Genomic DNA, 11187 nt, shown 5'->3' on the forward strand with positions numbered 1-11187 from the left:
CGGCGGCTGGCGGGTCGGCTGGTGCACGACCCCAGTACGACCATGTGGAGGGCCCGTGCGTACCGAGATAGACCCGCGCAACCTGATCGGCCGCAAGGCGTTCGACCGCAATGGCACCCGGATCGGCACCGTCGACGAGGTCTACCTCGACGATGCCACCGGCGTTCCGGAGTGGGCGGCCATACGCACCGGACTGTTCAGCAGGGACGCCTTCGTGCCCCTGGAGCCGAGCGAACTGGTGGACGGCACCCTGCGCGTGCCCTTCGACCGGGCTCTGATCAAGGAAGCGCCCGACTTCGGCGTCGGCCGCCACCTCTCTCCGGAGCAGGAACTGCAGCTCTACCACCACTACGGCCTCGACGTCGCCGCCCCTCCCCCGCCGCCCGACCATGACTTCGGCAAGCTGGCTGGCCAGGACAAAGAGGACGCCTGACGGCCTCTTCCGCCCCACCGCCCCGCGGCACCTGCCCTCAGCCGGAGGCCAGCCGCACGGAGCCCACCGGCCCGGCCCCGGTGCCAGACCCGGGACAGGCCGCCGCGCCGAACTCCGGGAAAGCCCCCACGTCAGCCCCCGGACAGGCCCCCACATCAGGGCTCGGAGCCGTCACCCCCACCCGAACCCGGACACGCTTCCGCACCGGAACCCGGGGCAGTCTCCACCTGCCGACCCGGGCAGGTCCCCACATCAGCACTCAGACCGGACCCGACGCCGACACCCGGACAGACCACCGCATCCAACCCCGGGCAGTCTCCGCGTCGTACCTCAGGGCAGTCTCCACGTCGTCGCCCGGACAGGGGCCCGCATCATGCTCGGACCGGACCCCGCGCCGGCATCCGGACAGGCCTCCGCGTCGCAACTCGCGCCAGTCCCCGCGTCCCAACCCGGGCCGGTCTCCACACCGGCTTCCGTGGGCCCCGACGCGGCGGTCCCGGGTCTTCGTCCGGCCGGCGGGACCAGCGGCAGCGGGTCCGCCGGTGCCAGATCCGGGTCGTCCACCGGGAAGGTCCGCACCCGGCCGGTCCCCGAGTACGGCGTCTCGAACCGCACCGTGACCCGCCCCAGACCGCTGCCCTGCACCCAGCCGTGCCCGTACTCCGTGTGCCGCACGTCGTGCCCCGCCGGCCACCGGCGCTCGCCGGGTGCCGGGCGGTGCTCCTCGGCGGGCTCGGCCTCGGGCTCCTCGGCGAGCTCTTCGGCCCGGTCTCCCGCCGCCTGGGCGAAGAGGTCCTCCTGGGTGTAGTCGGCGAGGCCGCTGACGCCGACCCCGAGCAGCCGTACGCCGCCCGTGGTGTCCACCAGGTCCAGCAGCCGGGCCGCCGCCTCCCGCACCACCGCGGGGTCGTCCGTCGGCCCGCGCAGGGTCTCCGAGCGGGTCAGCGTGGAGAAGTCGTACCTGCGCACCTTGAGGACGATGGTCCGGCCGGACAGTCCGGAGCCGCGCAGCCTGCGCACACACCGGTCCGCCAGCCGCCGCACCTCCATGCCGACCCGTGTCCGGTCGTGGATGTCGACGTCGTAGGTGTCCTCGACCGACACCGACTTGGTCTCCCGCTCGGCCACCACGGGCCGCTCGTCACGCGCCAGGGCCATCGCGTACAGGGCGTGCCCGTGCGCCTTGCCCAGCAGCCGTACGAGCTCGTCCTCGCCCGCCTCGGCGAGCTCGCCGACCGTGGTGATGCCGGCCCGCCGCAGGTGGTCGCCGGTGGCCGGTCCCACGCCGGGCAGCGTCCGCACGGACATCGGCTCCAGCATGGCCCGCTCCGTACCCGGCGGGATCAGCACCAGCCCGTCGGGCTTGGCCTCCTCCGAGGCGATCTTGGCGAGCATCTTGGAGGCGGCCAGCCCCACCGACCCCGTGAGACCGGTGACGGTGCGGATGTCCGCACGGAGCCTCGCCCCCGCCAGCCGCGCGGAGTCCGCGTCCCAGGCCGCGCCGCCGGCCTCCAGGTCCACGAACGCCTCGTCCAGGCTCAGCGGCTCCACCAGCGGCGACAGCGCCCGCAGGAGCCGCATCACCTGCTCGCTGATCGACCGGTACAGCTCGAAGCGCGGGACGAGGTACGCGGCATTGGGGGCCAGGCGCCTGGCCTGCCCCATGGGCATCGCCGAGTGGACGCCGAAGACCCGCGCCTCGTACGACGCGGTGGCCACCACTCCGCGCGGGCCCAGGCCTCCCACGACCACGGCCTTCCCGCGCAGACTCGGTTTGGACGCCTGCTCCACCGAGGCGAAGAAGGCATCCATGTCGAGATGCAGGATCGTGGGCGCGGCTCTCACATGTCCGATGGTGCCTCACACCACTGACAATGCCCCGTCGGCGTGCGGCAGTGCTCAGACGGCCCGGTTGCGCCGCCGCGCCAGCTCGTCGGCGGGATTGTGCCCGACCAGGGTCTCGCCCGTGTCGATCCGCTCGCCGTGCAACTGGGAGAGCGCGCTCTCCACGTCCCGCCAGACCACGCCGACGGCGATGCCGAAGACGCCCTGGCCACCCTGGAGCAGGGCGTGCACCTCGTCGGGCGAGGTGCACTCGTGGACCGTGGCGCCGTCGCTCATCAGCGTCATCCGCTCCAGGTCACGGAAGCCGCGCTCCCTGAGGTGCTGGACAGCGGTGCGGATGTTCTGCAGGGAGACACCGGTGTCCAGGAAGCGCTTGACGATCTTCAGTACGACCACGTCGCGGAAGCTGTACAGGCGCTGCGTCCCGGAGCCGTGCGCCGGTCTCACGCTGGGCTCGACGAGGCCGGTGCGGGCCCAGTAGTCGAGCTGTCGGTAGGTGATGCCGGCGGCCGCACAGGCCGTCGGCCCGCGGTAGCCGATCTGCTCGGACGCCATGGACGTCGCCCCTCCGCTGCTCGGCACCGCAGCCGGTCGCTGCGGGGCCGGGTCGGCCACGCCACCGTGCTGCGGGTAGGCCCCGCCAGCACGGAGCCGGGAGCCCGGGGGAGGGTACGGACCGCTTGCCCCGAGGCCGTGCCCGGAGCCACCCCCGGCCGTACCGTCGCCGCTGATTCTCACGCCGACCTCCGTCCTTGACCTGCCTCCTCGACGGTAGGCAGTCACCAAGGGTGCGTCAACGATCGCCACACTCGCCACGCCGAGTGATAATCACCCTACGAGTGGTTTCCCGTGCCCGAGCGCGGGGAAAGGCTAGCCGAATGTGCCCGGAGAGGACCGCGCGCCGCCTCGGGGCACCTCACCCGCGCAGCTCACTGATTGCTGCTTCCGAAGTCCTCCGGCGAGATCTGGTCGAGGAACTCGCGGAACTTCTCCACCTCGTCCTCCTGCTCGTCCGGGATGGCGATGCCCGCGTCGTCGAGGACCGTGTCGCTGCCGTAGATCGGCGTCCCGGTGCGCAGCGCCAGCGCTATCGCGTCGGACGGCCGGGCACTCACCTCGACACCGCTCGCGAAGACCAGCTCGGCGTAGAAGACGGAGTCGCGCAGGTCCGTGATGCGCACTTCCGTGAGCTCCTGGCCCACGGCTTCCAGCACGTCCTTGAACAGGTCGTGGGTCAGCGGGCGTGCGGGAGCCATGCCCTGCTGTGCGAAGGCGATCGCCGTCGCCTCCCCCGGCCCGATCCAGATGGGGAGGTAGCGTTCGCCTCCCACCTCGCGCAGCAGCACGATCGGTTGGTTGGAGGGCATCTCGACCCGGACACCTACGACATCGAGCTCGTTCACACAGCAACCCTAGGCCGTACCCGGGACATTTGGGTAGTCGGGCCGGGATCGGGTGGGCGATCCGGGTCGCGGGCCAGGACGAGGACCGGGCTGCTGGCCGGGCCTCGTACCGGCCGGGCCGTCGGGCCCGGTCAGGGCAGCCGCACGCCCAGGGCGGCCTGTACCAGCGCCGCGTGCAGTTTCACCGCCAGCCCCGCCAGCTCCTTGGTGCGCGCCTCGGCGTGCGCCCTGGTCTGCGGATTGCGGTGCCGCTTCAGCGGTGCCACCACCTGGTCCACAAGACCGGCCTCGCGGTCGGCGGCGGCCTTCATCACCCGCAGGTGGCGCGGCTCGATGCCGAACCGGCCCAGCTGGACCACCAGCGACGCCACGGTCACCGTCTCGGCGTCGTAGGCGCCGTCGGAGAGCGGGGCGACGAGTCCGTACGACTCCCACTCGTTCAGCTCCTGCTCGCCGATACCGGCCGCGGCGAGCAGTTCCTCCCGGCCGATCCGGACCGCCGCGGGCCCCTCCGCGGGCTCCGGCGCCGGCTCACCGTCCCGCTGCCGGCCCAGCGTCGGCAGCGGTACGGCCTCGCCGCGCTCCATGGCGTCCAGGTGCTCGCGGATCACCTTCAGCGGCAGGTAGTGGTCGCGCTGCATGCGCAGCACCTGACCGAGACGCTCGACGTCGTGCGCGCTGAACTTGCGGTACCCGGCCGGGGTCCGCCGCGGCTCGACGAGCCCTTCCGACTCCAGAAAACGGATCTTGGAGATGGTGATGTCGGGGAATTCGTCGCGCAGTGCGTTCAGCACCGCGCCGATGCTCATCAGCCCACTGTCCGTGGCGGTGGTGCCGTTGCCGGCACCACCGCTCGGTGTTTGAAGCATGGACCTTCCCTGGAGGTTCCCCGGGCGGTGGCCCGGGGGCGGTCAGTAGCCCCGCTGGCTCGCGTAGAAGACCAGCCGGTACTTGCCGATCTGCACCTCGTCACCGTTCGACAGGGCGACCTGGTCGATGCGCTCGCGGTTGACGTACGTGCCGTTCAGGCTGCCGACGTCGGCGACCGTGAACGAGCCGTCATGGCCGCGGCGGAACTCCACGTGCCGGCGCGAGACCGTCACGTCGTCCAGGAAGATGTCGCTCTGCGGGTGACGCCCGGCGGTGGTCAGCTCGCCGTCCAGCAGGAAGCGGCTGCCCGAGTTCGGGCCACGGCGCACGACCAGGAGAGCGGAGCCGAGCGGCAGCGCGTCCACGGCGGCCTGTGCCTCGGGCGAGAGCGACGGCATCGCGGTCTGGCCGGTGGCCTCGGCGTCGTACGCCTCCAGCCCCGAGATGGAGATCGTGGAGGTCGTCTCGGAGGCACGCTCGGGAACGGCACCCGGACGCAGCGGCGCTCCGCAGTTGGAGCAGAAGCGGCTGTTCTCCGCGTTGCGGTTACCGCACCTCGTACAGACCAGGGCCGACATGGACGGATCCTCCTGCCGCGGCTGCCCCGCCGGGGCGTTCGACGCGTACGGGCCGGACGTGAACCCTCCACCCGTACCTGAGCCTGACGGTTGGCCGAAACCTATGCCGCCGGACTGTGCAGGGTCAACAGACGACGCGCCCTGACCACCGGAAATGTCACCGCCCGGACCAGCCACCTGGTCCCGGAACATCGGGCGCCCGCCCTCCGCGTCAGGCTGTGCCCGATGGCGAGCGGTCGCGTTCTCGCGGCCCTCTCGCGCACTCTTGCCGAACAACTTCGCAAACAACTTCACGGGCGATTCCCCTTGACCGAAACAGACCCGCCCGTGGGGCAGGACGAACCCTGACTGAACGTACTGGCCGACCCGGACACCTTCACAACGTCCGTCTCCACCAGACAGTTTCCACCACGCACCACCCAATCGGTGCGCCGACCCCCCGCAACCTCATGCCCTGGCCGGACGCCCCCCATGCACCGCCGGTTCACTGGGAGGACGACCGAGCGTAGTCAGGCCGCTTCGCCGCTCGCAAGGCATCCACGACGATCTTGCTCGACCGCTCAACAGTAACGGTGGCCTGTTCCTTCTCCAGAGTCTGCACCACGCCTCCAGGAATGTTGAGAGCCGGTTCGAGGTCCTGCGGCTCGCCGATGACCTGGAAACGATAGGGCGCGTTGATCTTGTTCCCGTCGACGCTCACGGAGTTGTCGGAGTCCGTGAGGTACGTGTCGGCGACGACCCGGACACCGTTCACCTGTATCGCCTCCGCCCCCGCCGCGCGCAGCTCCTGAATCGCGTCGAGCAGCATGTCCGCCTCGACCGCACCCTTCGCGTCCTCGATCGTCACCGTGATACCGGGCCCCTGCGCGGCCACGGTGCCCGCGAGGACGCCGAGTTGCCGCTCCCTTTCGAGCGTCTGCTTACGGGCCTCCTCCGCCTGGTCGGAGCTGTTCTCCAGCTCGTCGCGCTGCTTCTCGAGACCTTGCTTCTCGTCTTCTAGACGCTGACTGCGGTCGTCCAGTTCATCGAGGATGCGGACCAGATCCTCCTGCCGTGCGCCGCGCAGCGCGCCGTCGCCCTCGCTGTTCGAGGCCACCTGGACCGCGAGGCCGAATCCGAGGCCGAACAGGAGGAGGGCCACGATCAGTTGGGCCCGCGTGAGACGCGGCGGCCACAGACCCTTGACCAGCCGCTGCCTGCCGGTCAGTCCGGGCTGTCGCGGCCCCTGCGGGCTCCCGTCTGCCTCCGCCGGGGCCTCCGCCGGGGCCTTCGACGGCACCTCGTCGGGCAGTTCCTTGCGCAGGCCGCTCGCCCGCTGGTCGTCCTGGTCGCTCATCGGCCTCACGCCCGGAAGACGTGGCGGCGGATCGCCGCGGCGTTGGAGAAGATGCGGATACCGAGGACCACCACGACACCGGTGGACAGCTGGGCCCCGACGCCCAGCTTGTCGCCGAGGAACACGATCAGCGCGGCGACGACCACGTTCGACAGGAACGACACCACGAAGACCTTGTCGTCGAAGATGCCGTCGAGCATGGCCCGCAGACCACCGAAGACGGCGTCGAGCGCCGCCACGACGGCGATCGGCAGATAAGGCTCGACGGCCGCCGGCACCTCCGGCCGGACCAACAGGCCGGCCACGACTCCCACGACGAGGCCCAGTACGGCGATCACGATGTGCCCTTCTCGGTTATCGGCTGTGCTGTACGTACGATCACACTCGACGCGGCCGGCAGCCGGAGGTCGTCCGCGACGGAGATGGCGGTCCGGATTCCGTAGTTCTCCTGCAGGGCGTGCAGGTAGAACCCGTCGGCGCTGTCCTGGAACCGGCTGCTGAGCCGTTCGCCGTCCCCCACCGCGAGCACCGTGTACGGCGGTACCAGCGGCCTGTTGTCGACCAGGATCGCGTCACCGGCGGCCCTGATCGCCGACAGCGCCGTCAGGCGCTGGCCGTTGATGGAGATCGCCTCGGCTCCCGACTCCCACAGCCCGTTCACCACGCGCTGCATGTCCCGGTCGCGCACCCGGCCCGTGTCGGAGAATCCGGAAGCGCCGCGCGGCTGCCCGTCGCCCCCGGTGCCGGCGTCCTTGGCGTCGTCGACCACGAGCTTCACCCCGGGGCCGTGAACCGCGACGGCGCCCGACAGGACGCCGACCAGGTCGGAGCGGTCGCTGTCGCCGTTCTTCTCGAGCGCCTCACGCTGCCGGGCGCTCACGTCGCCGCGCAGCTCCTCGATACTCTCCTCGAGCTTGTCGGCCGCCGAGGTCTCCTTCTCGATGCGGTCGACGAGTTCTTCGCGCTCCTTGGCGAGGGCGGGAGCGGCGACTCTCGCCTGGGCGGCACCGACCGTCACGACCAGCGCCGCCAGCACCAGGCCGGCGGCCAGGCCGAGCTTGGCCCGGAGGGTCTTGGGCAGACCGCCACCGCCCTCGGCCTTCTTCCGCGCGGCGGCCTCGGCGTATCCGTCGTCGAGGCTGTGGTCCATGACGTTGGTGAGCAAGGACATGGACGCGTCCGGGCGCGCGGGCCGCGTGGATGTGCTCCGAACGGGGGGTTGCTGCGGCATGCCGCACATCGTCGCACGCCCCGGCCGCTACCTCCGAACGGCCCCACCGGCGTGCCGGACAGGCCCCCTTGGGGACACATGTCCGGCACGCACGCGTGCGGTGTGTTTCTAGCGGCCCGCGCTGTCGACCACGGCGGACCACTCGTCGAGCAGCGCCTGCGCGGAGGCGTCGTCGGGACCCTCCGCCCACAGGTGGGTGACGGCCTCCGCCGGGTCGGGCAGCACCATCACCCAGCGCCCGTCCGTCTCCACCACGCGCACGCCGTCGGTGGTGTCCACGAAGCGGTCTCCGGCCGCCTCGACGACCCGCCGCATCACCAGGCCCTTGACGGCCCACGGGGTCGCCAGATCGCGCTTGAGGACGTGGGCGCGCGGGATCCGCGCGTCGATCTGGCTCAGGGTGAGCTGGGTCCGCGCCACCAGCCCGATCAGCCGCACGAAGGCGGCCGTACCGTCGTAGACGCTGCTGAACTCCGGGACGATGAAGCCGCCCTTGCCATCGCCGCCGAAGATCGTCCCGTCCTCGCCCCCGACCCGCGTCAGGTCGTCGGGGGACGTAGTCGTCCACTCGACCTGGGTGCCGTGGTAGGCGGCCACCTGCTCGGCGATCCTGGTGGTCGTCACCGGCAGCGCCACCCGTCCGCTGCGCCGCTCGGCCGCGATCAGGTCGAGCAGCACCAGCAGCGCCCGGTCGTCCTCGATGATGCGGCCCTTCTCGTCGACGAGCGAGAGCCGCTCACCGACCGGATCGAACCGCACACCGAACGCCGCCCGCGAGGAGGCCACGATCTCCCCGAGGCGCACCAGCCCCGAGCGCCGCATGTCGGCGGACTCGGTGGGCCTGGACTCGTCGAGGCCGGGGTTGATGGTCAGCGAGTCGACACCCAGCTTGCCGAGAAGGCTCGGCAGGACCAGTCCCGCACTGCCGTTGGAGGCATCGACGACCACCTTGAGCCCGGACTCCGCGATCCCGGTGATGTCGACGTTGCGCAGCAGCGATCCCGTGTACGAGTCGAAGACACTGGACGGGAAGTGCAGGTCACCGATCTCGCCGGGGAACGCCCGCCGGTACTCCTGCCGCGCGAACACCCTGTCCAGCTTCCGCTGGCTGCCCTGCGACAGGTCGGCACCCTGTCCGTCGAAGAACATGATGTCCACGGAGTCCGGCACGCCGGGCGTGGTCCGGATCATGATGCCGCCGGCGCTGCCCCGCGCGGTCTGCTGCCTCGCGACGGGCAGCGGTACGTTCTCCAGGTCCCGTACGTCGATGGCGCTGGCCTGGAGCGCGGAGATCACCGCCCGCTTCAGCGCACGCGCACCACGGGAGTGGTCGCGGGCCGTGGTGACGGTGGAACCCTTCTTGAGGGTCGTCGCGTAGGCGCCGGCCAGCCGTACGGCCAGCTCCGGTGTGATCTCCACGTTCAGGATGCCGGAGACCCCGCGGGCCCCGAAGAGGTGCGCCTGGCCCCGCGACTCCCAGATGACCGACGTGTTGACGAAGGCACCGGCCTCGATGGTCTTGAACGGGTAGACGCGGACGTTGCCCTGGATGATCGATTCTTCACCGACCAGGCACTCGTCTCCGATGACGGCGCCGTCCTCGATCCGCGCGGCGCGCATGATGTCGGTGTTCTTGCCGACGACGCAGCCCCGCAGATTGCTGTGCGGGCCGACGTACACGTTGTCGGCCACCACCGCCTTGTGCAGGAAGGCACCGCTCTTGACGACGACGTTCGAGCCGACGACGGTGTGCTCCCGGATTTCGGCGCCGGCCTCCACCTTGGCGTAGTCGCCGACGTAGAGGGGTCCCCGGAGCACGGCGTCGGGATGCACCTCCGCGCCTTCTGCCACCCATACTCCGGGCGAGATCTCGAAGCCGTCGATGTCGACGTCGACCTTGCGCTCCAGGACGTCGGCCTGGGCCTTCACATAGCTCTCGTGCGTGCCGACGTCCTCCCAGTAGCCCTCGGCGACGTAGCCGTAGACGGGCTTGCCCTCCTTCATCAGCTGCGGGAAGACGTCACCGGACCAGTCCACGGGCACGTCGGGGTCGACGTAGTCGAACACCTCGGGTTCCATGACGTAGATGCCGGTGTTCACGGTGTCCGAGAAGACCTGGCCCCAGGTCGGCTTCTCCAGGAACCGCTCGACCTTGCCCTCGTCGTCGACGATGGTGATACCGAATTCCAGCGGATTGGGCACGCGTGTCAGACACACGGTGACGAGCGCACCCTTTTCCTTGTGGAAATTGATCAGGTCGGTGAGGTCGAAGTCGGTCAGGGCATCGCCGGAAATAACGAGGAAGGCATCGTCCTTCAACGCCTCTTCGGCGTTCTTGACGCTTCCGGCGGTACCGAGTGGCTTCTCCTCATTGGCATAGGTGAGCTCCATTCCGAGCTCCTCGCCATCGCCGAAGTAGTTCTTGACCAGGGAGGCCAGGAACTGCACGGTGACGACGGTCTCGTTGAGCCCGTGCCTTTTCAGCAGCCGCAGAACGTGCTCCATGATCGGCCGGTTGGCCACCGGCAGGAGCGGCTTGGGCATGCTCGAGGTCATCGGCCGAAGGCGCGTGCCCTCGCCTCCAGCCATCACGACGGCCTTCATGTCGGAAGCGTCCTCCTCTAAGAGACGACGGATTGACCGACTTCACCCGTCCAGGGTCCCGCACTTTTGCAGCGCGGGCCATCCGGCGTCAGTGCCGCACAATCGGCGAACGAGTTCAATCGGCCGTGGCGTCCGCACGGACCAAGCGGCGGACCTGCACCACGTAGAGAACACCTGCCCACCAGTACAGGGTTGTACCCCATCCGGCGAACGCCCATCCGAAAACGGCAGCGAGTGACGCGATCCATCCGCTTCCGTCACTGAGCAGAAGCAGGGGGAAGGCGTACATGAGGTTGAAGGTGGCGGCCTTGCCCAGGAAGTTCACCTGCGGCGGCGGATAGCCGTGCCGGCGGAGGATGCCGACCATCACGAGCAGAACCGCTTCGCGGGCAAGCAGTACAAGGGTCAACCACAGCGGAAGAATCTCCCGCCAGGTGAGCCCCACCAAGGTCGACAGGATGTAGAGCCGGTCGGCCGCGGGATCCAGGAGCCGTCCGAGGCTGCTGATCTGGTTCCAGCGCCGCGCGAGCTTCCCGTCCAGATAGTCACTGACCCCGCTCAGGGCCAGGACCAACAGCGCCCAGCCGTCGCTCTGCGGGCCCCCGAACTCGGGCCTGAGGATCAGCCACAGGAACAGGGGTACGCCGGCGAGACGCGCCATGCTGAGGATGTTCGGGATGGTGAGGACCCGGTCGGTCTGCACGCGGGTCTCCTGGACCTCCACGCGGGGGCCTCCTGGGGTGAAACGAGCCAATGATGCTCCCTGACCTTACCTCAACGCAAAAAAGCTCCGGCTCTCGGGCTGTGTGCCCAAGAGCCGGAGCTCTAAGAGGAGTTCGGCGGCGTCCTACTCTCCCACAGGGTCCCCCCTGCAGTACCATCGGCGC

Annotated in this window: 11 protein-coding genes; 1 reads left to right on the forward strand and 10 read right to left on the reverse strand. The window is 70.1% G+C overall.

The features are described from left to right. Window positions 1-55 precede the first annotated feature (55 nt). Complete coding sequence (locus tag AMK11_RS31195) at window positions 56-433, forward strand: PRC-barrel domain-containing protein (protein ID WP_073731454.1); 378 nt, start codon at window positions 56-58, stop codon at window positions 431-433. Between the two features lie 330 nt (window positions 434-763). Here AMK11_RS31195 and AMK11_RS31200 read toward each other — a convergent pair whose 3' ends face one another. The 10 genes from AMK11_RS31200 to AMK11_RS31245 form a co-directional block, all read right to left on the reverse strand. Continuing rightward, window positions 764-2278: a DNA polymerase IV gene (locus tag AMK11_RS31200; RefSeq protein WP_079187805.1), complete on the reverse strand. Its 1515-nt coding sequence runs from the start codon at window positions 2276-2278 to the stop codon at window positions 764-766. Window positions 2279-2332: 54 nt separating this feature from the next. Further along, the gene (locus AMK11_RS31205) at window positions 2333-3016 is read right to left on the reverse strand and encodes a MerR family transcriptional regulator (RefSeq protein ID WP_198941500.1); all 684 of its coding nucleotides are present in this window, start codon (window positions 3014-3016) and stop codon (window positions 2333-2335) included. 191 nt (window positions 3017-3207) lie between these two features. Beyond that, window positions 3208-3681 (reverse strand): bifunctional nuclease family protein, encoded by a 474-nt coding sequence (locus AMK11_RS31210; RefSeq protein ID WP_073731457.1) that lies wholly within the window; start codon window positions 3679-3681, stop codon window positions 3208-3210. A 131-nt stretch (window positions 3682-3812) separates the two neighbouring features. Next, entirely contained in the window at window positions 3813-4550 is a 738-nt protein-coding gene (gene ftsR, locus AMK11_RS31215) for a transcriptional regulator FtsR (RefSeq protein WP_073731458.1), read from the reverse strand. Between the two features lie 42 nt (window positions 4551-4592). Continuing rightward, window positions 4593-5552, reverse strand: coding sequence for an FHA domain-containing protein (locus AMK11_RS31220; RefSeq protein WP_073731459.1), 960 nt, complete (start codon window positions 5550-5552; stop codon window positions 4593-4595). 61 nt (window positions 5553-5613) lie between these two features. Next, entirely contained in the window at window positions 5614-6465 is an 852-nt protein-coding gene (locus tag AMK11_RS31225; protein ID WP_073731460.1) for a DUF881 domain-containing protein, read from the reverse strand. Between the two features lie 5 nt (window positions 6466-6470). Beyond that, window positions 6471-6803: a small basic family protein gene (locus tag AMK11_RS31230; protein ID WP_003977440.1), complete on the reverse strand. Its 333-nt coding sequence runs from the start codon at window positions 6801-6803 to the stop codon at window positions 6471-6473. Then, window positions 6800-7636, reverse strand: coding sequence for a DUF881 domain-containing protein (locus tag AMK11_RS31235; RefSeq protein ID WP_073731461.1), 837 nt, complete (start codon window positions 7634-7636; stop codon window positions 6800-6802). Before AMK11_RS31235 ends, AMK11_RS31230 begins: the two co-directional genes overlap by 4 nt. Window positions 7637-7804: 168 nt before the next feature. Beyond that, window positions 7805-10300 (reverse strand): mannose-1-phosphate guanyltransferase, encoded by a 2496-nt coding sequence (locus AMK11_RS39030; protein ID WP_073731462.1) that lies wholly within the window; start codon window positions 10298-10300, stop codon window positions 7805-7807. A gap of 115 nt (window positions 10301-10415) precedes the next feature. Beyond that, the gene (locus AMK11_RS31245; protein WP_073731463.1) at window positions 10416-11024 is read right to left on the reverse strand and encodes a CDP-alcohol phosphatidyltransferase family protein; all 609 of its coding nucleotides are present in this window, start codon (window positions 11022-11024) and stop codon (window positions 10416-10418) included. Window positions 11025-11187 lie beyond the last annotated feature (163 nt).

Source organism: Streptomyces sp. CB02414 (assembly GCF_001905385.1).
Classification (GTDB): Bacteria; Actinomycetota; Actinomycetes; order Streptomycetales; family Streptomycetaceae; genus Streptomyces.